Annotated in this window: 18 protein-coding genes; 10 read left to right on the forward strand and 8 right to left on the reverse strand. The window is 41.5% G+C overall.

The features are described from left to right. Nucleotides 1-113 precede the first annotated feature (113 nt). Nucleotides 114-557: a hypothetical protein gene (locus tag QM629_RS11685; protein WP_415160054.1), complete on the reverse strand. Its 444-nt coding sequence runs from the start codon at nucleotides 555-557 to the stop codon at nucleotides 114-116. On the opposite strand from QM629_RS11685, the gene QM629_RS11690 reads away from it, so the two are divergent. After that, the gene (locus QM629_RS11690) at nucleotides 539-766 is read left to right on the forward strand and encodes an iron dependent repressor, metal binding and dimerization domain protein (protein ID WP_415160055.1); all 228 of its coding nucleotides are present in this window, start codon (nucleotides 539-541) and stop codon (nucleotides 764-766) included. The two genes, QM629_RS11685 and QM629_RS11690, sit on opposite strands and share 19 nt — an antisense overlap. Before the next feature lie 96 nt (nucleotides 767-862). On the opposite strand, the gene QM629_RS11695 is transcribed toward QM629_RS11690, so the two are convergent. Beyond that, the gene (locus tag QM629_RS11695; RefSeq protein WP_415160056.1) at nucleotides 863-3226 is read right to left on the reverse strand and encodes a TonB-dependent siderophore receptor; all 2364 of its coding nucleotides are present in this window, start codon (nucleotides 3224-3226) and stop codon (nucleotides 863-865) included. Nucleotides 3227-3546: 320 nt separating this feature from the next. Between QM629_RS11695 and QM629_RS11700 the strand changes: the two genes are divergently transcribed. Then, the gene (locus QM629_RS11700) at nucleotides 3547-4218 is read left to right on the forward strand and encodes a response regulator transcription factor (RefSeq protein WP_415160057.1); all 672 of its coding nucleotides are present in this window, start codon (nucleotides 3547-3549) and stop codon (nucleotides 4216-4218) included. 110 nt (nucleotides 4219-4328) lie between these two features. Beyond that, nucleotides 4329-5687, forward strand: a complete 1359-nt coding sequence (locus QM629_RS11705; RefSeq protein WP_415160058.1) for an ATP-binding protein — start codon at nucleotides 4329-4331, stop codon at nucleotides 5685-5687. Between the two features lie 42 nt (nucleotides 5688-5729). Here the strand turns inward: QM629_RS11705 and QM629_RS11710 are convergent, their stop codons facing one another. From QM629_RS11710 to QM629_RS11735, 6 genes are all read right to left on the reverse strand, one after another. Further along, nucleotides 5730-5987, reverse strand: a complete 258-nt coding sequence (locus QM629_RS11710) for a hypothetical protein (protein WP_415160059.1) — start codon at nucleotides 5985-5987, stop codon at nucleotides 5730-5732. A gap of 625 nt (nucleotides 5988-6612) precedes the next feature. Further along, a complete protein-coding gene (locus tag QM629_RS11715) occupies nucleotides 6613-8961 on the reverse strand; it encodes an ABC transporter permease (protein WP_415160060.1) in 2349 nt (782 codons plus the stop codon). Between the two features lie 225 nt (nucleotides 8962-9186). Next, entirely contained in the window at nucleotides 9187-11592 is a 2406-nt protein-coding gene (locus tag QM629_RS11720) for an ABC transporter permease (protein WP_415160061.1), read from the reverse strand. 92 nt (nucleotides 11593-11684) lie between these two features. Continuing rightward, entirely contained in the window at nucleotides 11685-12896 is a 1212-nt protein-coding gene (locus QM629_RS11725) for a hypothetical protein (protein WP_415160062.1), read from the reverse strand. A 498-nt stretch (nucleotides 12897-13394) separates the two neighbouring features. Then, complete coding sequence (locus tag QM629_RS11730) at nucleotides 13395-15776, reverse strand: ABC transporter permease (protein WP_415160063.1); 2382 nt, start codon at nucleotides 15774-15776, stop codon at nucleotides 13395-13397. 273 nt (nucleotides 15777-16049) lie between these two features. Further along, complete coding sequence (locus QM629_RS11735; protein ID WP_415160064.1) at nucleotides 16050-18452, reverse strand: ABC transporter permease; 2403 nt, start codon at nucleotides 18450-18452, stop codon at nucleotides 16050-16052. 583 nt (nucleotides 18453-19035) lie between these two features. On the opposite strand from QM629_RS11735, the gene QM629_RS11740 reads away from it, so the two are divergent. The 7 genes from QM629_RS11740 (at nucleotide 19036) to QM629_RS11770 (ending at nucleotide 26593) form a co-directional block, all read left to right on the forward strand. Continuing rightward, on the forward strand, nucleotides 19036-21951 hold the full coding sequence (locus tag QM629_RS11740) for an ATP-binding protein (protein WP_415160065.1): 2916 nt from the start codon (nucleotides 19036-19038) through the stop codon (nucleotides 21949-21951). A gap of 77 nt (nucleotides 21952-22028) precedes the next feature. Then, complete coding sequence (locus QM629_RS11745) at nucleotides 22029-22640, forward strand: hypothetical protein (protein ID WP_415160066.1); 612 nt, start codon at nucleotides 22029-22031, stop codon at nucleotides 22638-22640. 1103 nt (nucleotides 22641-23743) lie between these two features. Continuing rightward, nucleotides 23744-24235 carry a hypothetical protein gene (locus QM629_RS11750; RefSeq protein ID WP_415160067.1) on the forward strand — a complete coding sequence of 164 codons (492 nt, stop codon included), beginning with the start codon at nucleotides 23744-23746 and terminating at the stop codon, nucleotides 24233-24235. Nucleotides 24236-24252: 17 nt separating this feature from the next. Then, entirely contained in the window at nucleotides 24253-24726 is a 474-nt protein-coding gene (locus QM629_RS11755) for a hypothetical protein (protein WP_415160068.1), read from the forward strand. A 169-nt stretch (nucleotides 24727-24895) separates the two neighbouring features. After that, the gene (locus QM629_RS11760) at nucleotides 24896-25348 is read left to right on the forward strand and encodes a VOC family protein (RefSeq protein WP_415160069.1); all 453 of its coding nucleotides are present in this window, start codon (nucleotides 24896-24898) and stop codon (nucleotides 25346-25348) included. Nucleotides 25349-25360: 12 nt separating this feature from the next. After that, entirely contained in the window at nucleotides 25361-25594 is a 234-nt protein-coding gene (locus tag QM629_RS11765; protein WP_415160070.1) for a hypothetical protein, read from the forward strand. 27 nt (nucleotides 25595-25621) lie between these two features. Next, the gene (locus QM629_RS11770; protein ID WP_415160071.1) at nucleotides 25622-26593 is read left to right on the forward strand and encodes a hypothetical protein; all 972 of its coding nucleotides are present in this window, start codon (nucleotides 25622-25624) and stop codon (nucleotides 26591-26593) included. Nucleotides 26594-26714 lie beyond the last annotated feature (121 nt).

Here is a 26714-nt window from a genome sequence, read left to right on the forward strand (position 1 = left end):
CTAAAAAAACATTCAGAGAAACTGTAGAAGACACCATGAAAGAAATTCAAAGAAAAATAACACTTGTGAAAGCCTTTTTTAATGAACCAAATGTCGCCTATCCTAAGGAATAGTTAGTACCGGTAAGAACTACCGAATAACAAATCATGGCTTCCGATTTTCTTATCCCAGAAAACCTGTCCGAATAAAGTTTTCTGATGCGCCATGAACAGCTCCGTGCCGTAAGCTGAATTTTGATCATGCTGGTTGTATGAACCCTGGATGGTAATTCTCCTTAACGGGAGCTCATACTTGCCTACCGCTTCAAACCGGCTGGTATAGATAGATTCCTGGTATTTCATATTATCTGCCAGGGTTGCATCGGGGTTAGCCTGCTTCAATTCATCAAGCCATTGCTGCCTGTATGCCGCATTGTCAAACCGGGGAACGCGAACTCCTTTTGCATATTTCTGGTTGTAAATGGTGTAGCCGTTGGGCAATACATAATCCGCATTATAGCCGGGTGAATTAGGATCATTATCATACAGTTGCGGAACAGTTGGAGCATATTCACTCACCAAAGCTGATTGAGCAGCTTGAAAAATTTTTAGGTTACCCGGAATTTGACCCGCACGGCGATGCCATTCCCAATGCAAAAGGAGAACTGAAATTGCAGGCCCGTAATACAGAGATTAGGCAGAAACAGGGTGCAGATAAGGCTTGTCCATTTGTGAATAAAATGCCATCGCTTTATATTTTTTATTTTAAGCATTTCAATACAAATTGAACCGGTAAAACCTGAAGATATTTTTTTATTTACGAAGTTGTTTATACTTTTTTAAATAAGCCTGAACGATTCTCACTTCTGTTTTTTTATCCCGGCTTAAAAATTTATCCCAAAATCTATCCTGAAATTAACGGGCTCGCCGGGGTTGTAGCTATAATCCACATCATCTATTGCATAACCATTGGTTATATATTTTTTATTGGCAAGATTGTAAGCATTCAGGTTTACATAAAAATTGCGCAGGGTATAGCCTATGGTTGCTTCAAGTAAGGTATAGGCAGGCATCATCTGATCGTGCATTTTTGTAGCATCGTAGGCATACGTTCTTTTGCCAACATACTGAACGCCCCCACCTATTGAAAAACCATGAAGCAGGCCTTCTGAAAACCTGTATTTGGCAAACAGGTTGGCCATATTTTTTGCTGAGCCATAACTGTATAAACCAAGCTGTGTAGAATCATTGCTTTTTGTAACCCTCGAGTCGGTATAGGCGTAATTAGCCATTATATTTAATCCCTTTGTAAGGTTGCCATTTATATCCACCTCTATGCCTTTGCTGGTAATCTGCCCCGTCTGCACCTGGAAATCTGGATGCTGCGGATCGGTGGTAAGCACATTATTTTTCGTGACGCGGTAAGCGGTGGCGTTTGCGCTTAATTTTTTATTCAGCCAAAAACTTTTAAAGCCTATTTCTTTATCATCTCCGGTAAGCGGGTTAAATACCTGCCCGGTAAAGCTTCTTCCGCTCTGCGGAACAAAGGCCTGATCGTACAAGGCATAGGCAGAAATATTATCAGTAAACATCCAGGTCAAGCCAAGCCTTGGCGTAACCCGTTTGTCAGTCTGTACATAAGGATCGGAATAGTTTGACCATGTAACGTTGCTGGTATATCTGCCTGCAAGCGTTACGATAAGCTTTTTGAAAAATTTCACATTGTATTGAAGATATAAAGCCGAATAATGATTGCCCCAAATATTATCCCAGTCTTTTGGATCAAAATCTTTCAGCACGGCTTCATCCAGATAATATACAGGATCTGTAATATCCAATGCCAGTGCGGGATTGCCGCTCCAGTCGCCGCCGCCGGTGCTGCGCGTCCAGTTATCGCCGTAGTCAATCCCTATCAAAACTTTATGCTCCATGCTGCCCGTATTAAATGTACCGTCAAGAAAAGCCTGTGCGGTAAACAGCCTGTTGCGCCAATCGGTAAGCCATGTCTGGCGATACAAAGAATCATTTACAACCGGCTCATAGTTTATTCCCATCATATACCCGCCCCAGGGCCCAAACACATAAGCGGCTTGCGCATTTAAGTTCCAGTTATCACTAAGCTTATGCTTTGCGTGAAAACGGAAGTAATGGTCGGCGCTTACCGTGCCATCGGTGTTTGGGTCAACAACGGCGAATTTATCGGGTAATACACGTTTGCCGTCAATGGTCTGCAAAGTATGCCCGTCGCTTAGCTGGTGGCCACGCACATAATTGTATTCAAAACTTAAGTCGGTGTTTTTATCCACTTCAAATTTCAGCGCTCCTGCCACATAATATTTTTTAAGATAGCCGAAATCATAAAAAGCATCCTGCTGCTGGTAACCTGCATTTAAGCGGTAAGTGAGGGATCCGCCTTTTTTAAATTCACCGCCTAAATCCACTGTGGTGCGCATCATATTCCAACTGCCAAAACCAAAATTTACGGCAACAATTTTTTCATGCGTTGGCTGTTTGGTCACAAAGTTTGCCAGGCCGCCCGGCTCTGTGTTGCTTACCATGTAACCTGCCGGGCCTTTAATAAATTCAGCCCGTTCTATCATGCCCGGGTCAAGCTCCATATTATACCAGTACCCCGCGCCAACGCCATTGCGCAGAATGCTGTAATACATCTCTGTGCCGCGAATGCTTATGCCTATATCCTGGTTTGCCCCAAGGGCCGAAATACCTGCCGAAGTGCGCATAATTTCAGAAGAAGAAACCGCGCCAAGGTCTTTAATGGTTTGCGCTGTGGCAACAGAAATGTTTTGCGGCACTTCAATCAGTTCCTGGTTCAGGCGCAGCGACTCCGATATTTTATTGGTGGTATAAGTTTTCAGCGAAGTGGAAACCGTTACTTCCTGCAACTGCGATTGCGATAATTTCAATTGCAGGCTTACATAAACAGTTTTATTTTCTTCCACAATCACTGTTTGTACCAAAGGCTCATACCCTACCAGGGATACTTCAATTTCATAATGGCCTGCGGCAATATTGTGCAACATGAAATTTCCATCATCGTCTGTAATGGATGCCTTCTTTGTGCCTTTCAGCATTACGGTTACAGCCGCTGCCGGTTTGTTATCTATGGTGGTTACCTTGCCTTTGATGGACCCGTTATCTGCCGGTTCTCCTGCAGAAACGGCCATGCTGCAAAACAGCAACAAAAATGATAAGAGGCTCTTGAATAAAATCTGGTTAAGTTTTGCCATAAACAGTTATTTGGTTTTTAAAAACATAAAAGCGCCGGCAGGCATTTGCCCCGGGCAGCTTAAAGCATTTTTATGGATTAAAAATTTGACAAGCAAGATATTGGGGCCTCCAAACTATATTTTTCGGAGAAAGGAAAACTATTTACGCAAACAGGAAAACAATACCTGGAAGCGCGGGCGAAGAAGCTCAATTGCTGATTAATGCCCAAAAGCATCAATTGCATAGTTTTGCCGGGGGTGACTGTTAACCGGCAGAGGTAATATTATCCGCCCCGACATTTGGTTATTTTATTATGAATAGCCTTTTTAAAATTTGCAGCATGAAAGTTCTTTTGGTAGAAGATGACAGCACATTGAATCAAAATATCAGCGAAGCATTGCAGGCTGAATCCATCATGGTTTCTTCTATGCATGATGGTTTTTTTGCAGAAAAAATTTTGCGGAATGAATACTTTGACTGCGTTATTCTTGATATAAACCTGCCAGGTAAAAACGGGTTTGACGTGTGCAGGAAATTCCGGCAATATAACAGCAAAACACCTGTGATTATGCTGACAGCTTTCTCAGGGATTGATGATAAGGTGCAGGGCTTCAATTGCGGGACGGATGATTATCTCACCAAGCCTTTTTATATGCGTGAGCTGCTTTTAAGGGTACATGCATTAACAAAAAGAACAACGGCGTCTGATGATCTTAAAACAGCAATCGCTGCAGATGATATTACGATAACGCCCCACAATAAAAAAGTGGTGCGCCAGGGGCAGGAGATTTCCTTAACGCCGAGGGAATTCCAGATATTGATGAAACTGGTTTCAAGAAAAGGCGAACTGGTTTCGAAAAAAGAACTGATAAAGGAAATATGGGGAACGCACTTAGATGTGAATACCAACACCATAGAAGTGTATATTAACTTTCTCCGCAATAAAATTGACAAGCCTTTCGGAAAACATAATATTAAAACCAAAACCGGGTACGGGTATTATTTTGAATAAATGAAACCGGGCATGATAATTTTTCTCACACAGGGGAATGTGCATAGCGAGGTTCTCCCGAAGCAAGTTCGGGACAGGCATGAGACCATTGAAAAAACAAACTTGTACGAATGAAAATCAGGAATAAAATAACCGTTTATTTTTCGGTGGCCATCCTGCTGATCACCGGTTTGGCTTTTCTGTTGATTTATTTGCTGTATGCCTCTAACCGGGAAGACGAGTTTCAAATGCGCCAAAAAGAAAAGATAACTTCTACATTGCAGTTGCTGGCCCAGGTAAAAAAAACAGATCATGAGCTTGTAGAAGAAATTGACCAGCTCACCATTAATAACCTGTTTGATGAAAAGCTGCTTTTATTCAACGACAAAAAAGAACTGATCTATTCCAGCCTTGACGATACGCCTGTTCCGCTGTCAACAACATTCCTTTCGGAACTGAGCGCCGAAAACAGGTGGGTAGAAGCAAAAGACGGTTTATACGATGTAGTAGGGTCTTATGTAGAGTCGAACGGGCGGGCCTACTACGGGCTTAGCAAGGCTTTCGATTCACTCGGCTATGCAAAGCTTCGCTACCTTAAATTTATTCTTATCGTTACTTTCGCAGCCATTTCTGCCATAGTGATCCTGGTATCTTTTTTTCTCTCCGGCAAAATAACGCAGCCTCTTGCTGCGATTACGCAAAAGATCAGCCATTATAATTTTGATGCACAATATGAGCCCATACCTATTACCGGTTCTAAAAATGAAGTAAATATACTTGCCCGGCAATTTAATAAGCTGATGAAGCGGATGAACGAAGTGTATTCATTCCAGAAACATGCTATTCACCATATCTCGCATGAATTGAAAACGCCCATAGCCATTCTGGTCTCTAATTTTGAACGGATAGAAAATGAAAATGATCCGGATAAAATAAAGGCGGCCATCTGCACTCAGAAAGAAGATACCAAAAACCTGGGGGAGATCATCAATGCATTGCTGGAGATAGCAAAAGCAGAATCAGGCGGCGTACTGAAGCAGGATTATTTCCGTATAGATGAAATGATCTTTGATGTGGCTGATGAGCTGCAGCATATCTATAATAATTTTCTTTTTTCCATTGAATATGAAACCGAATCGGAAAATGAATTAACTATCCGGGCAAATGCAGGGCTGATAAAACCGGCCTTTATCAATCTTATGCAAAATGCCATTTCATACAGCAATGATGATAAAGCTAAAATAAAATTGTCTGCTGCCGAAAACACGGTACATATCCGTATAGAAAACAAGGGCGACATTATTACTGAAAAGGAAAGCCATTATCTTTTCCAGCATTTTTTCAGGGGAGAAAACAGTAAGGGCAAAAGGGGATTTGGCCTGGGGCTTGTGCTGGTTCATAAAATCATTGCCCTGCATGATGGCGGCATAACTTATACATCTTTTAACCATACTTCCAACATTTTCACCATCACGCTTCCCTTAAGCTGATTTTTATTGGCTTTACATGTGCATCGTGTAAATTGATTACCATCACGGCGCCAGAAATAAACCGGAAATATCTATCTCATTCAGGTAAACTTCCAGTTCGGAGGGATCTTCAATAACATTCAGTATTCTTACAGGAGCATATTCCAGCTCGCTAAGCTCCTGAAAAAGCTCTATGTAAATGGAAGATAAGGCGTACAGGTAAACCCTGCTATGCCAGCAAATGCGTTCAGCCAGAAGCACGCCATACCGCCTTAATGTTTCAGCCTGTTCTTCATTGGAAAGAACTTCAAACTCTGTCATAGTCATTCTGCAAAAAATTTGGTATATACCGGCGTAATTTAGAGCGCATCACCTTAAAAAGAGCTTAAAGGGAAAGCTTATCGTTTAATGAAGGGAACATCATCTTCGTATCATGCAGTGGCAGACCGGTTTAATTGTTGATAATACAATTAAAGAATTAAGCCGGGGCAGTTCAGCTCCGCCCGGTATTATCTTTTAACTGGCCAATAAAAACTCTTTCAATGTTGAGTTTTCAATAGCTGTTCTTTCCACTTATGCAGCCGTGATTTTTATTTTAATGAGCAAAAACTGTTTGTCTTTATAAGATTCCGCCAGGCGGTTTTGAGATAGTTTTTAAACCATTGTTGTCCGACTAAAATATTTTCTCTTGGGCTAAAGCCCTGTATGGGCCTGCTTTTTACTAACCCCAGGCTTAAGCCCGGGGTTATATATCTGAAACCCTTGCACAATGGGCTTTAGCCCAAGTTATCCGGACAATAATGTTTTTAAACATAGAAGTTGATTTTTGATTTATGGAGCTGCAAGCTTCAGGCTGTGCGCTGCAAGCCACGAACTGCTGGTTTTTGACTTTACATTATTTTATTTACTGGTCACTCTTATTCATCACACACATTCACGATTCACGTCATTCCGTTCTCAAACTCTTTACGGGGTTTGCCATTGCCGCTTTGATTGATTGGAAGCTAATTGTTATCAATGCGATCAATAAAACCAATAAAGCAGATGTTAGGAACAGCCACCAGGAAAGATGAATGCGATAAGCAAAATTCTGCAACCATGAATGCATGGCATACCAGGCAACAGGCATAGAAATAAAACAGGCAAGCAAAATAAGTTTCAAAAAATCGCCGGATAAAATAGCAACAATGCTGTTTGCACTTGCACCCAATACTTTTCTTATACCGATTTCTTTGGTACGCTGGAATATTGTATAGGATATTAATCCATATAACCCCAAACATGCAATGAGCACAGAAAGAACGGAGAAACACAGAAATACTTTTGAAAACCTTTCTTCGGCTAAATACTGGGCTTTTATTTGCTCGCTTACAAAACCATAATTAAACAAGGCGGACGGGAAATGTTGTTTCCATATTTTTTGAATATATGATACTGCATCGTTTGCTTTTGTAATGCCTATTTTTAAAGTAATTCTTGAAAAAAATTCATCAACCGGGTAAATAGTCAACGGCTGAATGGGTTGCTCCAGCGATGCGTAATGAAAATCATTTGTAACACCAATTACCACACCTTTTGTATCGCCCATTGTAAAAGGCTTCCCGATTGCAGCTTCATTATTTTTCCAGCCGAATTTACGTACCGCCATTTCATTAAGAATAACAGGACGAATGCTATCATGCGATGATTGCAGTGAAAAATTTTTTCCAGCTAATAATTTAATTCCATACACATTTAAATAATCCGGGTCAATACGCATTCTTGAAGTATTTACCTGCAGAACATTTCCCTTATTGTCAATTGTTTCAGCGCCTCCATTGCTCAATCCTCCAACGATTAATGAATTGGATCTTGCCATGCCTGAAATCAGGGAATTCTTAAGCACATCATTTTTAAAAGCTGCATAACCTTTAACAACATCGGTATTTCCATTCTCGTTTATAAACAACAATGCATCCTTATTATAACCAAGATTTTTATTTTTTATGAATGACATCTGAGAATAGATAATCACGATACCGGTTATTAAAATCATCGTTATAACAAACTGGGATACCACAAGTGTTTTGCGCAACAGTATTCCTTTATTACTTGATTTAAATGAACCCTTTAATACAGTTGCCGGCTTAAATGCGGACAGTATAAGTGCAGGGTAAATACCTGAAATAACTCCCAGGAAAATGGTTACTGCAAAAAGAAAACTTATTAACAGGGGGTAAGAAAATAAGGAAAGCTCTTTGCCGGTGAGCTGATAAAAAGCCGGTTGTAATAAAATGCATAATAGAAAAGAAAGCAACAACGCAATAATTGCTGTAAATACTGACTCAGATAAATATTGAAAAATTAATTGTTGCCTGCCTGCACCCGCCACTTTTTTAATACCTACTTCTTTGGCTCTGCCTGCTGAACGTGCGGTAGCAAGATTTGTATAATTTATTGCCGCAAGCAACAGGATAAAAATGCCGATTGTAAAAAAAATATATACTTGTGTTATACTCCCGTTCGCAGCTATTTCATTTTGAAGATGGGAACGCAAATGAATATCGCTCAAGGGTTGAAGCCGGTAAGAATAAACAGGTTTCCACAGCTTAAAGAGATCGCCAACATATTTTTCATAAAACCATGTAATCTTATTTGAGAAAGCTTTGCCATCAACTCCCTTCTTCAGCAAAAGATACGTATAAAAACTTCCATCACCCCAGCCATCCACAGTAAGAGCATCAGGATGCACTACTTCAATTGTTTTAAAAGAAGCAAGCATGTTAAATGTAAAATGTGCATTCTTTGGAGCATCGGGCATTACGCCGGTTACAGTATAATTAACGCCATATCCGGTGCTGTCATACATATTCAGCAAAAGCGTTTTCCCGATTGGATCTTTATCACCAAAATACTTTTTTGCAGATGACTCAGTTAGCACAATAGAAAAGGGTTCACGTAAGGCAGCAGCTTCATTTCCTTTTATTAAATGATAACTAAAGACATTAAAAAAAGATGGGTCAGTAAGCAAAATGCCGGATTGAAGTACCTGCTGATTATTATGGGTTACAATTTCTTCGCGCATCTTCATGCGCACTGTATTTTCAACTTCCGGGTAATCGCTTAGAAGCGCTTTTGCCATAGGGGCACTTGTCATGGCTGATTCAGTAACATTCGCTGCTCTTTTTTCCACGGAAACCAACCTGTAAATCCTGTCATAGCCGGCATTGAATTTATCATAGCTCAATTCGTCATTTACCCAAAGCGCAATAAAAGCAAAACAGATTAAACCGGCAGATAAACCAACAATGTTCAAAATAGAATATATTTTATTCTTTGTTATGCTGCGCCAGGCGGTTTTCACGAAGTGCTGTGCAGGGAAATAGTTTTTGAACATAGAAAGCCTCTCCTAAATCCTCCCCGAAGGGAAGGACTTTTTAGATTGATTATAATTTAAAGTTGTTTCATTTTTTTAAGCTGTTTATAAGCCTTCCCTTTGGGAAGAGCTTGTCCCGATTGCATCGGGATTTGGATGGGCTGTTCATTCCGTCCTCAAACTCTTCACCGGGTTGGCCATAGCTGCTTTAATCGCCTGGAAGCTGATGGTTACCAATGCAATCAACATAGCCACAACCACTGCCAGTAAAAATATCCACCAGCTTATGTCAACGCGGTACGCATAATCCTCCAGCCATTTATATACGCTGAACCAGGCCAGCGGCCATGCAATAAGTGCTGCTATCAGCACATACTTTAAAAAATCTTTTGAAAGCATGGTAACAATATTATTAACAGAAGCGCCCAACACTTTTCTTATGCCAACTTCTTTCACCCTGCGCTCGGCAGCATAAGAAGCAAGGCCAAACAAACCCAAACAGGAAATGATAATTGCGATGCCTGCCAGTATGCCAACAATAGTGCTTACCTGTGCATCGGCGCGATACACATCTTCAAAATGCTCATCAAGGAAATGATATTCAAACGGGCTGTCGGGGCAATTTTTCTCCCATACGGATTGAATAAATGCAACAGCATCTTTGGCTTTGCCGCCATTTATTTTTACCGACATATTGCTGAAACCCCAGTCTTTCTGGTTGAACAAAAACATGGTTTCAATTTTATAATGCAGCGAATTAAAATTGAAATCTTTGGCAATGCCCACAATAGCGCCTGATGAATCAAACCCAAAATTCCTGCCCAGCAGCCATTGCATGGATTTGCCTTTGTTATCCTTCAATAATTCTTTGGCAAGCGTTTCATTAATGATATACTCCCTTCCGTTGGCTGAAACTTCTTTTGAAAAATTCCTGCCGGCTGCCAACGGGATTTTGTACAGCGTTAAATAATCCGGGTCAACAATTAAACGAGTGCCTGTTAATTGACGCAACGGCCCGTCGCCCCGGAACTGCACACCGGATTGATCGAGATGGCTGCCCAGTTCATCCTGCGCCCCGGTAACGCCGGTTATTAATGCATTGGCCAGGAGATCCTGCTTTAAAACATCATATTTTTTATAACTGAAATTATCCAATGGAATGGTTACAACCTGGTCTTTACTGAAACCCGGATCACGCTGCTGCATGTATTTCAGTTGGCGCACGGCAAACACCGTTATTATCATCAAAAAGATAGCGCTGGCAAATTGTATTACCACCAGCGTGTTGCGCAGGAACGATTTATTCCTTCCTGTTTGAACCGAGCCTTTTAAAACCTTTACCGGCTGAAATGCTGAAAGGTAGGCGGCAGGATATAAGCCTGATAAAATACCGATGGCAAGAGTGCCGCCAGCAATGGTTAATAATAAAAGGGGATTATTGAAAAGCGGCAATTGCAAATTGCGCTGGCTTAAATTATTGATGAACGGAAGGCAAAGTTCAACAAGCCCTATGGCCAATACCATTGCTATGAATGATAAAATAACTGATTCACTGATGAATTGCAAACTTAACTGCCACCGGAAAGCGCCTACCGATTTGCGTATGCCTACTTCCCTCGCCCGTTCTGCCGATCTTGCCGTAGAAAGGTTCATGAAGTTGATGCAGGCAATCAGTAAAACAATTAATGCAATGATGAAAAAAGTGTTGGTATAACTGTTATCAAACTTCTGGTAGTTCAGGTAATCAAGGCCAATATCGCCGGCCTTTGCATGCACATCTTTTAAAGGCAGCAAAAACAATTCATAGTTTTTCCAGTTATCATTTTGCGCCATGTATTTTTTAAGATAAGCAGGGAACTTTTTTTCTAACGAAGCCACATTGGTATTTGGCGCAAGCTGCAGATAAGTATCCAGCCAGTTGCCGCCCCAGTTATTCATCATGTTCGGGTTCCTGCTGTAAGCAGTGCTGAATGAGATTAAAGCGTCAAACTGTATTTGAGAATTTTGCGGCACATTATCCAAAACGCCCGTTACCATCAAATTAATGGTATCGCCTCCATAATACGTTATTGTTTTGCCAATAACATTTTCGCTGCCGAATAATTTTTCTGCTGTTGCTTTTGTTATTATTGCCGAATTAGGTTTTTGCAAAACGGTTTGCCGGTTGCCTTCCAGCAGTTTGAAATCAAACATCTGAAGAAAGGTAGAGTCCACCATTAATCCCTGGTTGAGATAAACACGTTTATCACCGTTTCGCATCTGCATTTTTGTTCTCCAGCTAACCCTTGTAAAGTTTTGAATTTCGGGAAACTCATTTTTCAATGTTGGCCCCATCGGGAACATAGACAAGGCCACTTTTTGTGAAGACACCATGCCTTCAAACTTCTGCACTTCGTTAAGCCGGTAAATATTTTTCGCATGAAAATTATCAAAGCTTCTTTCATACAATACAAACACCATTATTACAATGCAGGCAGCCATGCCAATAGCAAGGCCGGTGATGTTGATGATGGAATACGCTTTGCGCTTCCATAAATTGCGCCAGGCGGTTTTGAAATAGTTCTTTATCATGTTTGATTTATTTTAGCTGCAAGCTTCAGGCTGCAAGCTACAAGCCCTAAGCTCGGGTCTTCCTGCAAATCTTTTAATCTGCCAAATCCCGTTCAGACAGCTTTCCTGCCAAGCGAACGCATCACCATTCCATAATAATAATCTGACTTTATATTTTTGGCGGCATCAGCAAGTTCTGTACGCAGCGCTTCGCTGGAAGGCATCTTATCTGCAATCTTCATCAGCATTTCTGCCTGGTAATAATCAGAATCAATCTTACCGGCATATTGTATCAGGCTGCTCCAGGCAGATTCATCTTTCATATTTTCATCTATTAAATTTGAAAGTATGGTGTATTGATAATAACCGCTCTTCATGTTTTGTACAACCGCCATCGTTTGATCATAACGTTCTTTATTCAGTGATCTATTTTTCAGCAAAGCGCCGATGATCTCTGATTTATAATAATCACTTTGCATGTTGCCGGCTATCTTCATTAATTCCTCAAACCTCGTATCTGAAATATCATTATTGCTTAAAAGCTTTTTCAGTACTTCCGCCTGGTAATAATCAGATTTCATGCTGCTTACAATGGCCAGTACCTGCTGGTATTGCTTTTCGTTAAGCGATGTTTTGAGTATTTTTTGTACGGTTTCGCTTTGGTAATAGTCTGAGGTAATACTGTTCACAGTTTCCAGGTAAGCATCTGATGTGGCCTCATCAGCAAGAAATGAGCTCATTACGCCATCCAGTAATTCTGCCTTGTAATAGTCACTGCTGAGGTATTGATTCGCTTTATGCAGCAGCGTAACCATTTCCTCTTTTGAAAGCTGTTGATCTTTTAGCAGGTAGGATAGATAAATCTCTTTTACATAATCGCTTTCAAAACGTTCCACCTCATTCAATACACCTGCACTTCCTTTTTGTGCAAATATTCTTTTCACGCGGTTATCGGCATCAATGCCATAATCAATTAATAACTGCACGCAGTCTGCAACCAACGCTTTATCTGCTGCGGTCAAATCTGCTTTCTTGTTGCCGTTAATGGTGTATAAAAGATTGCCTTTGCCGTCTTCTTCCACTTCAAGCGACTGGTCTTTTTTGTGATAAAATATGGAACCATCACCTGATATGGATGTAATGCTTTTATCATCATCGCCCAGCCTTACATCACCTTTAATGGTTAGCGTTAGTCTTTCAGCACTGTTCTTTACTTTTAAATTAAATACATTGTTCTGCTTTGAGTAAGAAACTTCATTGTTTTGTGCCTGTACCAATGCAACAGAAGCACAGCATAGCAGTAAGCTTAGAATGATTTTTTTCATTTTTATATTCATTTTTATAAGTTGATTTTTAATAAAGCTGTGAGCCCTGAGCCGCGAGCTTTTAACCTCACATTATTTAATTTACTGTCTTGTCCTCTTTTGTCATCACTGATTCAATGTCGTTTATTTAGCCTTGTTTGACCTCACCCTAAATCCCTCCCGAATGGTCGGGAGGGACTTTACAAACATTCCCTAAGTAAAGAACATCGATTACTCATTTCATTATTGACAATTCGGCATCCACTGGCTTTATGTTATTTAATTCACTACTCTCTCTTACTGATACCTGATTTATTTTTATACAATCCTGTTAATCCTTTCATCCGTAAATGTTTGTTTTTTTCAATGGTCTCATGCCTGTCCCGAACTTGCTTCGGGAGAACCTCGCTATGTACCTGCCTCGCCGGCAGACAGGCATTCCTCTCCCGCTTTGGCGGGACAAGTTGTGTGGGAAAAAATTATCATGCCCGGTTTCATCCACCCAAATACCGGTTCAGACTACTCCGTTCTCAAGCTCTTTACCGGGTTCGCCGATGCGGCCTTTATTGATTCATAACCTATCGTTATCCATGCTACCAGTAACGACAAGGCCGTAGCGATAAAAAATACAATCCAGCTTACTTCTATCCTGTAAGCAAATCCATTCAACCATTTGTTAACGGCAAGCCATGAGAGCGGCACCGCAATCACTACTGCTATCAATATTAGTTTTGTAAAGCTGGAAGACAGTAAGTACACCACATTAAATACAGAAGCGCCCAGCACTTTTCGTACACCAATTTCTTTGGTGCGTTGTTCAGCTAAAAACGCGGATAACCCATACAAACCTAAACAGGAAATAAATAGCGCCAGTATAGTGAATATATTAAAGAGCCTGCCCATTTGCTGCTCGCCTTTGTACAGGTTATTTAAATCCTCATCAATAAAACCAAAAGTGAAAGGAGTTGACGGGTTTAGCGTTGTGCTTATTTTTTCCAAAGCTTTTATGGCCGCTTCGGTTGTGACCGGCCGGGTACGAACAACTACCATTCCCGCTGCCTGGTTATAACGCATAATCAATGGCTCAATAGCCTGCTGTACCGGCTTGAAATTAAAGTCTTTTGCAACGCCTATTATATCTCCTTTAATTCCCCCGAACGTTATTGTCTTGCCAACAGCATTTTCAGCCGTCATCCCCATAATTTTTGCAGCCTTCTCATTAATGATATAGTTATTCGAATCTGCTTTTGAATCTTTGAAAAAGCTTCTTCCATTTATTATTTTCATTCCAAACACATCAAAAAAAGCATCATCTACCGCCATGTTGTTAAAAATTGTTGATTTATTTGGATCCTTGCCATCCCAGCTCACCGCATCACTCGCCTGTAAAAGATTCGTGGGCAACTCACCACCTGTTATCGTAAAATCATTAGTTAATCTATTTTTTTGCAGTTCCAGTTTCACTGCATCTTTCCTGTTATACAAATCACCCATCATTGGCATATATATCAGGTTTGATTTTTCAAAGCCCAGGTTCATATTCTTTATAAACCTTAATTGCTGATATACTACGATGGTGCCAACAAGCAATATAATTGAAGCGGTAAACTGTAATATCACCAGGCCATTCCGCAAAATATTAGCGCCGGTCATTCTCTTTACTTCACCCTTTAAAACTTTTACCGGCTTAAATGAGGAAAGAAATAATGCAGGATAAGAACCGGACAGCAGCCCTGTTACCAGTGCAATGCCGGACAGCATCAATATCAATTTCCAGTTTAAAAAATGCACCGCAATATGCTTCCCTGTCAGGCTATTAAACACCGGCAGCAGCAGCCATACTAACAGTACAGCAATACAAAGGGAAAGAAAGGATATGCACAATGACTCGCTCAAAAACTGGATGATGAGTTGCCAACGCCCGGCGCCAATGGTTTTTCGTAAACCCACCTCTTTAGCACGGCGTGCAGACCTTGCCGTAGCAAGGTTCATGAAATTGATACAGGCCACACCCAGTATAAATATGGCTACAATGAAAAATATTTTTACATACAGTGCATTGCCATGACCGGCAAAATCGCCGAGGTATGCCGCTCCGAGGTGAATATCAGTAAGCGGCTGCAGGTGAAAATCTGCTGTTGGGGCCATGTCGCTAACAGCAGCGTGCTCTTTATAAATTTTGTTTATTTTATTTTCAAGACCGGCAAGCGCCGCAGGCGAGGGATTGAAATTTTTATCTAATTGGAGATAACCGTAAAAACTAAAGTTATCCCATGTGCCACTTTTTAAATCCCCATCTGTTTGGGCAATGGCTGACAAAGGCATGAGGAAACTAAATTGAAAATGCGAATTTTCCGGCAGGTTTTCCAAAACGCCGGTAACTGTAACATTTCTGTCATTGTTAATACGCAATGTTTTGCCCATGGCATCTTCATTCCCAAAATATTTTTTTGCCATATCCTTTGTTATCAGAATAGCATCAGGCCTTAAGAGCGCCGTAGCCCGGCTTCCTTCAACCAGCGGAAATGAAAACATTTGCAGGAAAGTGGAATCAACATACAAAGCGCCTTCTTCCAAAAATTTTTTTGTGCCAAATTCAATCACGCGCTTTTCCGGGTAACTTACCCTGGCCATATTTTTTACTGCCGGTAATTTTTCTTTTAGTTCAGGCATCATTACCGGGGGAACAACTGCCGCATCCATACCTGATAAGATTGCAGTAACACGATAGATTTCATCAGCATTTGCGAGAAACCTGTCATAGCTTTTTTCGTTCTGTACCCATAGCAAAATAAAAATGCTGCATGCCATACCAATGGCTAATCCAGCAATATTAATGACTGCAAATGCCTTATGCCGGACGATGTTACGAAAGGCTGTTTTGAAATAATTTCTAAGCATAGTTGCAAGTTTTGAGCTGTCGGCTATTAGCTGTCAGCAATCAGCTTTGAGCCATCAGCCATTATTTAATATTCTTAATCGGTGTTAACCTTTTATATCTGCCACATCATCTGTTGCGCAAAGCCAGGCCTTTCGTCTTAGCATTCTCACTTTTTTACATCTCCCCTATTTTCCTGTTGCCCGCCTTAGCAGGCTCCCGCTCTTGCCTATAACTCAGGCTGTCCTGAGTTTAGGCACCCCTCTCCACTGCGTGGAGAGGGGCCGGGGGTGAGGTTATTCCGTTCTCAAGCTCTTCACCGGGTTTGCCATTGCCGCCTTAACAGATTGAAAGCTTACCGTAATCACCGCAATGGCAATAGCAATGATTGCAGCTGCTGCAAACATCCACCACTCCATTTGTACGCGGTAGGTAAAACCCTGCAGCCAGCTATGCATTACCCACAATGCAACAGGCGTGGCTATTACGCAGGCTATTAAAACAAATAATACAAAGTCTTTGGAGAGCAGCATTACTACCGAACTTACTTTGGCGCCAAGCACTTTGCGAATACCTATCTCTTTCACCCTTTGCTTTGCATATAATGATATTAGGGCAAACATGCCCATGCACGAAATAGTGATGGTAAGAAAAGCTACGAAGTTGGTAATGCGCAAAATACCATTCAGCAGGTCGTATTGCTTATCCACCAAATCACGCATATAAGTATATTTAAAAGGCCGCCTGCCACTCATTTGTTTAAAAGCTGCCTGCAGTTGTTGCATTACTTCGTTAGTATGTTTAGGGTCAATTTTTAAACTAAGATTGGAAAGGTCCAGGCCAGGCCTGTAATAAGAATGCATCAACGGTTCAATGCCTTTTTGCATATCCTGATAATTAAAATCATCCATTACGCCTACCACTTTCACAGGATCGCCGCCGCCTTTTGAAACCAGTTGCCTGCCGGTTATATTTTTCCAGCCCAAAGCATTCATGGCTTTTTTGTTGATCATTACCGCGTTTTTTTCCGTAGCGGCCATGTCATCATTAAAATCCCTGCCTTTTATAACCGGGATAGAATAGGTATTTACATATCCTGCATCTACATTGGAATAGCGCATGGTAACTTCTTTGCCGGTTGAAGGATCAATGTATGTATCATAATTGCTTTCGTAATCAGTAGGTATGGCCTGGCTGGTGGAGAAGCTTTTTACGTAAGGGTTATTTTTAAGGTTATTGATCAATGTTGCGAAATAGGCAGAATCCCTCGAAATATTTTTGAAGCCCATATCAAGGTTTACTACCACTGTATTTTCTGTATCGTAACCAAGCGAAGCCTGCTGCATATAATTGATCTGCCGGTTGAGTATGATGGTTACACAGATAAATACAACAGCAAGCGTAAATTGCAATACAATAAAAATATTACGCAGGTAGCTGCCGCTTTTAATATTGCGCGACAATTCTCCCTTAACGCCTGTTGCTACAGGCAGCCCGATTAATCTAAGCGCCGGCAGGCTGCCAGCCGCAATTACAATCACCAGGCTCAATACAGCAAAACAAAGCATCACAGGAATATCTTTTACGCTCAGCGATAATTCTGTGAACCGGCTCTTGTAAATAGCATTCAGTTGCGGCATCAATACATCTGCAAACAGCAATGAAGCGCCAACAAGCGCTATAATAAATATTAACCCGTTCTCTATACAGAATTGTGCAAATATCTGCAGCCTGCCGCCGCCGATTACTTTACGCACCGCTACTTCTTTTGCCCGGGTGTACATAGAAGCCGCATTAAGGTTTATCAAATTAAAAATTATTACAAGCAATATAAAACAGGCAGTGGCTATTGAACCTTTTACAATGGTTTGCACCAATGCGCCATTTTCGTTCTTAAAGCCTGAAAAAGGCACAGCTATAATCTTCGCCGGCCCTGCCTGCTTATCATAATTCAAATCAACAATGTGGGCGATCTTTTTTTCCAGCAAAGGAATATTGGCATTATCCCGCAGCCGTAAAAAATTTATGGCAAACCGGTTATACCAGTTGGCGTCATTTGCAAAACCGGGAAGTGCATACTTTAAAAATGAAGTAGTTAAGAATACATCGCCTTTTATGGAAGAGTTGGAAGGAATGGCATTCAGCACACCGGCCACAGTAAGCTGCAGTGAATCATCAGCCGTAATTATTTTGCCAACAGGATTAATGTTGCCGAATAATTTCGTGGCAATCTTATCAGACAGCACTACATCGTATTTGTTTTTAAATACAATATCGGGATTACCATATTTCAATGGCAGCGTAAATACCCTGAAGAAATCAGCATCAACAAAGTACGTGGTTTCCTGCACTTCATTATCGCCATGCTTAAGCCAGGGATAATACCATTGCTGAATATGTGTTGCTGCTTTTACTTCAGGGCAGGTTCTTACAATTTCATCCAGTAACGGAAAGGTTGTAAGCATGCTGCTGCTTGACGCATCTTTCGGGTCAACTGACTTTAAATAATATAAATCTTCTTTATGCTGTTGCATATCATCTGCCGTATAATACATATACACACCGGCCAGTAAAGCAATAATACTGGCAAAGCCTACAGATAAACCAATAATGTTTACTACGGCAAAAAGCTTATTTTTCCATAAGCTGCGCCAGGCGGTTTTCACGAAGTGCCGTGCAGGGAAATAATTTTTGAACATAGAAGCGGTTATAAGATGAAAGCAGCATGATTAAAAACCTGCCGGCGCTTAGCCACCGGCAGGAAAAGTTTAAAAACTCAATGAGGCTCCAATCCTCCACGATTAAAGCTCAATGCCTTAGTTGTTTCAACGAGCGTGCCAATGCAAAAATCCTTACGCAACAGGCATTTTAAAAAATAATACAGATGAAAAGCGTCCGAAAGCGGACAGTTTTGTGTGCGGAAATGGACAAGATGAAACGGTTTAATGCGCCCATTTTGCGGTATCAAAGAATAAAACAAACCGTGCACGGGAAAGAAAATGCAGCATGTGCCGCACCGGCGTATTTTTTCGTTTGATTTTTACTTAATTTTCAGATTATAAGTCTGCTGCAACAAATATGTAAGGATAACATCTCTGAAAATAACACATGAAACGCCATGTAAAATATTTTTCATACAGAAGAAGGTATATTAAGGCGTTCCATGAGACCGATGAAAAACAAAATATGCACGAATGAAACCGAGCATGATAATTTTTTCTCACACAGGGGAATGTGCATAGCGAGGTTCCATGAGACATCTGAAAAAACAAATATGCACGAATGAAACACCTGTTCTTCCTATTTATATTTTACTGCACGGCTTTGCATGCATTCTCGCAGGATTCGGTAATACAGCTAAAACATACCGCGCTTGCCAATGATCTGTTTATTCACCTGGACCGGGCGCCCTGGCGCTTCAGCAGCATGGCTTTAAAAAAACCATCATTCAACATAGATAACTGGCAGGCGCTGCCTGGCACAGACTTCAACGCTTCCAGGGCGCCAGCCGGCTGGAAGGGCATTGGCTGGTTTTCACTTTGGGTGAAAGCTGATTTTATGCTGGCAGGTAAAAAACTGGCCATACAAATCAACCACGACGGCGCTTCTGTGATATATGTTGACGGTAGGCCCGTTGGCAGCTATGGCAGGCTGGGTATCTCTTCACAAACAATGGAAGCCATGCGGGCGCCAAAATCTTTAATACCACTGTGGCTTAACGACACATTGCCGCATCTCATCACTTTACATTATGCCAATTACAAACCCGTATTTTCAAATTTTCCCGGTTTTCAGCTTGCCATTGGCTACTATGATGTCGCTTCCCAAAAAATCAATACAGGCAACTACCGCATGAATTTTCTGCTTATGACAGTAGGCGCGCATTTTATCCTTGGCTTCCTGTTTCTGTTTCTCTATATATTTTACCCAACCCAAAAGCTCAATATCTATTACGCTGCATTCGTATTGCTGTTAGGCATTACCATGCTAAGCATTTATTTCTTCTATCAAACCAGTGTTCCCCAGGTGCAGTTTTATGCGGAAATAGCCACTTATGTATGCAAGATATTGATGATGTGGGCGGGCAGCCTCCTGTTATACGCCGTTGGTTATGTGGCAATGCCGCGGGTAAGGGTGATCACCGTTTCCATTATATCAGCCGTATATATCCTGCTCGACCTGGTGTTTGTATTCTTTTATAACGCTTACGGCTGGAACGATCATTTTGCGCTGATATTCTTTTTGTTTACGGTAGATGGTTTTATTTCCGTTTACCAGGCGGCCAAACGCAAATTGCCCGGCGTTTGGCTTATAGCAACAGGCATGGCGGCCATATCGCTGGTGTATTTTTTTGCCTGGGGCGATGTTTTTGGCCTGTGGCCGCAGCGGTTAAATTCTATGCGCCTGCTGGTAATGGCTATTGGCAACCTGGTATTCCCTGCCTGTTTTTCTTTTTACCTGGCGTTCGATTATGCGCGCACCAATCATAACCTCAGCCTTAAGCTCAAAGAAATAAAATTGCTGTATGACCAAAACCTTAAGCAGGAAGCGGAAAAACTGGAGCTTGTTTCCGGCCAGGCCAAAAAACTGGAAGCCACTGTAAAAGAACGTACCGCCGAAATACAGCAACAGGCCGATAAGCTGAAGGAGATGGATGCGGTAAAGTCGCGTTTCTTTACCAATCTTACCCACGAGTTCAAAACCCCGCTTACGCTCATCATCAGCCCGGCGCGTGAACTGCTGGCAGCTTCCAATCCGGTCTTTGTGCAAACAAATGCAAGGCTTATACAAAACAATGCCGAACGGCTGCTGCAGCTCATCAACCAGCTTCTTGACCTGAGCAGGCTGGAGAATGGTATCATGGAAATTGTGCCTGAGGCGGTTGAGCTGGTATCAGAAATAAAAGAACAGGTAAAGCTGTATGGCCCTATAGCGTTGCAGAAAGAAATAGCGTTGCTGTCTGGCAGCGATTTTTCAATGCTGGAAGGGATGGTTGATAAAGACAAGTTCAGGAAAATACTGCATAACCTTCTTTCCAATGCGGTTAAGTTTACAGAAACGGGCAGGATTGAAGTGACGCTGAATAAACCGGCTGCACCGGCGCCCGGTTTTGAGCTCACCGTGAAGGATACCGGCAGCGGCATCCCTCCAAATAAGCTGCCTTACATATTTGAACGGTTTTACCAGGCTGATACCAACGATACCAGGAGTTATGAAGGGTCAGGCATCGGGCTGTCGCTGGCAAAAGAACTGGTGGTGCTGATGGGCGGAACAATTACTGCAGAAAGCAAAGAAAATGCCGGTACCACTATAACCGTAAGCCTGCCCTGTGCCATTATTTCAGCCATGCCGGCGCAGCATTTTTTGTGGGAAGATATGGGCATGGCTGAAAAAATACAGGATGATATGCCTGAAAATACCGTAACAACAACACCGGGAAAAGACCTTGTGCTGGTTATTGAAGATAATAAAGAGCTCAGGGATTTTCTCTGCCATACACTAAGCACCAGCTATAATGTTATAAGCGCTGCCGACGGCAAAACCGGTATGGATATGGCGCTGGAACAAATACCCGATATTGTTATTACAGATATTATGATGCCCGGCGCAGACGGCTACCAGGTGTGCAGCAGGTTAAAAACAGATGCAAGAACGAGCCATATTCCCGTGGTTTTTCTTACCGCCAAATCAGGCACGGAAAACCGGGTACAGGGTATTGAAACCGGCGCTGACGCTTACCTGGAAAAACCATTCAGCCAGCAGGAACTACATGCCACCATTCAAAACCTCATAGCCTTGCGCAGCCTCTTACAGAAAAAATACGGCAGCGCTTTGCCTTTTACGATAGAAACGAAATTGCCTTCCATAGAGCAGGATTTTATTAACCGCATGCAGTCCTTCATTAAAGAAAACCTGGATAACCCACAGTTTGGCGCTGATCAACTGGCTTCATTAATGGCATTAAGCCGTTCACAACTGCACCGCAAGCTGAAAGGCCTGTTGGACAAATCTGCCGGAGAGCTTATTCGTACAGCACGAATGGAACATGCCCATTACCTGTTGAAAAACAATGCAGCTACTATTGCGGAAGTGGCTTATACGGTAGGCTTTTCAGCTCCTTCCGCATTTACCACGGCATTTTCCCGTTATTTCGGTTATCCGCCGGGCGAAACAAATCTTCATACAACTTCCGTTTAACCCCACACAACAAATAAGCATGTTTTTGCAACAAACGCACAACCGGTTGTTTCGCCTGTTTGTTATTTTGCCGGTACATGGTTATTGTATATAAAAAAACAGTTTTTCGTGAGCCTGCTTTAATAGATAACGAGGCGTATTCCCGTTTAAAAAACGCCATTAGCGGCCGGGAAGGTTTACCTATATATACGCCCAACGAATTTTTTACCCGGCACTTTAAGCGCCGGTTAAGAATGATTTTATATACTTTTCCTGTATTTGTGGCGCTGCTAAGTTTTATGATTATTCATGGAACGCCGGCCAGGCCATTACCTGTATGGTGGATTATATGTATTATACTCCTGTTGGCATCCGGCAGTACAAGCTTTTTTTCGCTTTTGTTACTTTTACTGGAAGGCACTTCTTATGCTACTTATCTGCATACTAAAAAGCAATATTATACTGCCATGCAATTTGCAATAAGCAAAAGCAGCAATTATGCAGATTTTGTTCAACTGTTTTTTGGCACATCGGGCCGCAGAACGGTCAGTTATCTGCAACTCGCAAAGCAGGCCCCGCCGCAGCCAAAGCAACCGGTTACAACAGAATCAGTTATTACCGGCATATTCCGGGTAATACATAAAGTAAGCTGGATAGTAGGTTTGTGCATTGTATGTTGGTTTATATGGAAGTCCTGTTCCCCAAAATGAGATTGATGATTATACAGTCAATAGAATAACAGGCATGGAACGCACAGGCAGTACAGGATTGTTGTTTCAGGGCAACAGTGAATTTATTAATGATAATAACCGCCCCCTTGGGATCTGTTTAAAAATAAATTTTTCAAACATCATACAGCATATTTTGCAGTTTTAGAAGTTATGAATAAAGCACAACAAGATTGTTCGTCATGCCCGGCCTGACCGGGCATCTGCTCCTGGCATATAAAGATGCAGGCAGTATTCTTATTTGCATTAAATATAATCAGCAGATTCCCGTTTTCACGGGAATGACGTGTAGGAGCTTTTATATTTTTAATTAAAGGATTGGCAAGGCAGCTTCAATAATTATGGCGTGGTTAAAAGAAACAACAGCAACCTGGCTAAAGCAACAAATAAGCATTTTTTTGCAACAAATGAGCAAGAACCTTTTCTGCCTGTGCTATTCCTTTACACGATTATTGATAAGGTATTAGTAATTGATGCAAAACATTTCTGTTAGCCTGGTGTTCACCATTGCACCAATATTAACTCTGTAAGCAACAATAAAAAAATGAAACCGAGCATGATAATTTTTCTCACACAAGGGAATGTACATAGCGAGGTTCTCCCGAAGCAGGTTCGGGACAGGCATGAGACCATTGAAAAAACAAACTTGTACGAATGAAACCGAGCATGATAATTTTTTCTCACACAGGGGAATGTACATAGCGAGGTTCCATGAGACCATTGAAAAAACAAACCTGTACGAATGAAACCGAGCATGATAATTTTTCTCACACAGGGGAATGTGCATGGCGCGGTTCTCCCGAAGCAAGTTCGGGACAGGCATGAGACAACTGAAAAAACAAATATGCACGAATGAAATAAAACATGCATTTACGGGATAAGTAGCCAATTGGCTTTCATCTTTCAATTATGCTGCTGACCGGTTTTATAAACAATAGCAGGCAGGTTTTTTCTTGGGCTAAAGCCCTTTGCGGGTTTGCCTTTTAGTAACCCCAGACTTAAGTCTGGGGTTATATGAAACCCTTGCACAAAGGGCTTTAGCCCAAGTTATCCGGACAGCAATGATTTTAAATAAAAATTCATCTATGAAAAGACGCCTTTCTTTCTTCTCCACCATAAGCAGCATATTACTGCTGAGCGCATGCAATTTTAGTGTTGGCAGCGAAAAAGACCTCGATACCGGAATATCTTTTAATTATAAGGGTTTCAGGGTAAATAATGTATTCCTGGTAGATTCGGCCAATCAAAAGCTGACGGCGAATGAAGTGCCGCTTAATGCGCGAATTGGTTTTTTGGTGTACGGGCTGTCAAACTATTCCCTTAAAAACGGGGAAGCATTTCCCGGCATGACCGTTGAAGTCCTGGATAAACAGGGGTACCCGGTAGTTGGCAAATCTCCTGACCTCTTTGCTGAAAGCGCCGGATTGTCGGTACAGGATGCTTCTGTATTGCTTGGTTCCATAAAAATCAGCGCACCGATGAAAGCAGGCGGCGCCTACCATTTGAAAGCCCATGTATGGGATAAAAACAACCCTGGTAATATTTTGGATGCCGAGGCTGATATAACTGTTAAATAAAAAGCACCTTATTTCCCATGAAAAAAATATTCCTGTTATCTGTACTTACAATTGTTGCTGAAATAACATTTTCTCAAACCCGGCTAAAACAACTGAAAGTATTTTGTACAAACGGTTTCGATCCGAATGTTACCGTAACTGTTCCACATATTAGGAGAGACAGATGCCAGGCTGTATATCTCTTAAAAAATGCACTGGCGGAGAATGGGTTTAAAGTGATAGATGAGAATGTGGCCGATGCCGAGATACAGCAACCCGGTGCGCCGCGCATTTATTCCTTAAGGTTTACCTATAACTATAAATCTGACGCCAAGTGCGCTCCTTATGCTTTGCAGGATATGACCGGGCAGGTAATTGATTTGCTGAATGAGGGAACAGTTGTAGCCACATTCTCTTTCAGGCAGGGTGAATGGTCTTTTGGCTCAAAATGTACACAGGAAATAATGAAGGCACTGGCAGCAGCTTTAAAAACGAAGACAAATAATAATTAAAAACCCGCCGGCATTTTCAGCAGAAAATAAAAGTGCCTACAAAAGATATCTTTTGTTTATGCAACAAACACGAATGAATTTGCAACACCGGCGCAAGTATGTTCTCATAGCATAGACTTCTTTTGTATTCACATGGTAAATTGGCTGTTGCTGATTTGATTTAATTAAGATGAAACAAATATTTCTTATCCTGGTACTTTGCCCGGCAATGCTTTTTGCAGATGCACAACAAAAAGCAGTTCCTGTATTAAACCATTTTGCCATTTATGTTAAAAACCTGGATTCCAGCGTTGCTTTTTATACCCGGTTATTCCAGATAGACAGCATTCAGCAACCTTTCGGAAACGATGCACGGGTAAAATGGTTTATTATAAAGCCGGGTATTCAGTTTCACATGGTTGAAGGGGCAAATAAAAAGGTTGATATTCCTGTACTTACGCATATCTGCTTCAGTGTTCCCTCGTTAACAGGCTTTATAGCGCTGCTAAAACAAAACGGCATTGCCTATTATGATTCTTTCAGGGTAAAAGATGTTATTCAGCACAGGCCGGATGGGATCAATCAGATATTTTTTCAGGATCCTGACGGGTATTGGCTGGAAGTAAATGATGCGGCCCGTTAAAATAAATAAAAGATGGAAAGACGTTCTTTTCTAACAAAAGCTACCGTTATCGCTTCTATGCTCTCAGCGCCTTTTGCAGGGTTTGCAAAGCGGAGAAAGTATGACAGGGCAAGCAAGGGATTTAAAGTTGATGCAGGCAAAGACCGTTTTGAAAAACCTGTTACACTATACTGTACTTTATACCGGATAAATACGGGCTGTTGCAACCTTCAGAAAACAATATCTAACCATATCCGGCAGGTATAATTACCCGGCATTAATAAAACCAATTTTATGATAAACACAAATCCATTTGATTATTTCAGGCAAACATTTTTTTATGCAAAACACAAACCTTTACTCAGCGCATTCTGTATCCTGCTGGCTGCCTGCAGCGTAACCTTACTGTCTTCCTGCAACAAGGACCAGGATACTGATACCACGGATACAGATCAGTATCCCTGCGTTGTGACCAGTTGCCCCAGTTATTTTGGAACCACGCAAACATTTGAATATAATGACAAAAAACAAATGACTGCAAGGAGTTATGATTTTAACTATCCCGGCTACTCCACTTTTGAACAAACGGTAAGCGCTGTAAAAACAGTATACGGTTATACATACCAAGGCGCATCATTAGAAGAATCCTATATTTTCAGAGGCGGCACCGGCAACCTCTACGATGGGCTGCCGGCGGTTGCGACCCAGGTAACCCGTCAGAAAAATGCAGATGGAACAGAAAACAGTTATAGCCTGGACAGCTTTTACCTGTTTTTTTACGATGCAAAAAAAAGACTGGAGGTTGTGAATCACCCGTCTGGCTTTAAAAGTGATAATGTTACAGATTATTACACGCGCCACCTCAGGAATACCTATTTACGTATTACGTACGATGATAATGATAATGCCACAGAACTGAAGCAGTGGTGGGTTTACCAGTATGGCACTTACAATGTAAATCTCCCCTCAGAAAACGCGATGCTTTTTGATTCTTTACTGAATTTTGATATTAAAATTACATACGATGACAAACCTTCGCCTTTTGCCGCTTCGCTTAAATACTGGAAGTTTGTGCAGAACGACTGGGGGCTGGCCATCAATTCAAACTGGCAGGCTATTATTACGGCGCTCAGCCCACACAACCCTTTAACCATAACATATAGCATGAAGCAGGGCAACGCCACGAGTGAGCACTACTCAATGACCTATAATTACAACGATCATGGACTGCCGGCAGACAGCTATACGTATGATTGCAGTAATTAATCCCTAACCTGGAAAAATGTACGTATTATATGTTAATGTCTAAAGCTTGCATAAGTTTTTTTGCGGCTGCTGTATATTCATTAAGATGCCAGGTATTATTGATTTTTACTTTTTTTACATC

The organism is Parafilimonas sp. (genome assembly GCF_047606085.1).
Classification (GTDB): Bacteria; Bacteroidota; Bacteroidia; order Chitinophagales; family Chitinophagaceae; genus Parafilimonas.

Excerpts from the sequence above, each read along its gene's own strand:
- QM629_RS11695 (WP_415160056.1), bottom strand. The coding sequence starts at position 3,226 with ATGGCAAAACTTAACCAGATTTTATTCAAGAGCCTCTTATCATTTTTG.
- QM629_RS11700 (WP_415160057.1), top strand. The coding sequence starts at position 3,547 with ATGAAAGTTCTTTTGGTAGAAGATGACAGCACATTGAATCAAAATATC.
- QM629_RS11705 (WP_415160058.1), top strand. The coding sequence starts at position 4,329 with ATGAAAATCAGGAATAAAATAACCGTTTATTTTTCGGTGGCCATCCTG.
- QM629_RS11710 (WP_415160059.1), bottom strand. The coding sequence starts at position 5,987 with ATGACAGAGTTTGAAGTTCTTTCCAATGAAGAACAGGCTGAAACATTA.
- QM629_RS11720 (WP_415160061.1), bottom strand. The coding sequence starts at position 11,592 with ATGATAAAGAACTATTTCAAAACCGCCTGGCGCAATTTATGGAAGCGC.
- QM629_RS11725 (WP_415160062.1), bottom strand. The coding sequence starts at position 12,896 with ATGAAAAAAATCATTCTAAGCTTACTGCTATGCTGTGCTTCTGTTGCA.
- QM629_RS11730 (WP_415160063.1), bottom strand. The coding sequence starts at position 15,776 with ATGCTTAGAAATTATTTCAAAACAGCCTTTCGTAACATCGTCCGGCAT.
- QM629_RS11735 (WP_415160064.1), bottom strand. The coding sequence starts at position 18,452 with ATGTTCAAAAATTATTTCCCTGCACGGCACTTCGTGAAAACCGCCTGG.
- QM629_RS11740 (WP_415160065.1), top strand. The coding sequence starts at position 19,036 with ATGAAACACCTGTTCTTCCTATTTATATTTTACTGCACGGCTTTGCAT.
- QM629_RS11745 (WP_415160066.1), top strand. The coding sequence starts at position 22,029 with ATGGTTATTGTATATAAAAAAACAGTTTTTCGTGAGCCTGCTTTAATA.
- QM629_RS11750 (WP_415160067.1), top strand. The coding sequence starts at position 23,744 with ATGAAAAGACGCCTTTCTTTCTTCTCCACCATAAGCAGCATATTACTG.
- QM629_RS11755 (WP_415160068.1), top strand. The coding sequence starts at position 24,253 with ATGAAAAAAATATTCCTGTTATCTGTACTTACAATTGTTGCTGAAATA.
- QM629_RS11760 (WP_415160069.1), top strand. The coding sequence starts at position 24,896 with ATGAAACAAATATTTCTTATCCTGGTACTTTGCCCGGCAATGCTTTTT.
- QM629_RS11765 (WP_415160070.1), top strand. The coding sequence starts at position 25,361 with ATGGAAAGACGTTCTTTTCTAACAAAAGCTACCGTTATCGCTTCTATG.
- QM629_RS11770 (WP_415160071.1), top strand. The coding sequence starts at position 25,622 with ATGATAAACACAAATCCATTTGATTATTTCAGGCAAACATTTTTTTAT.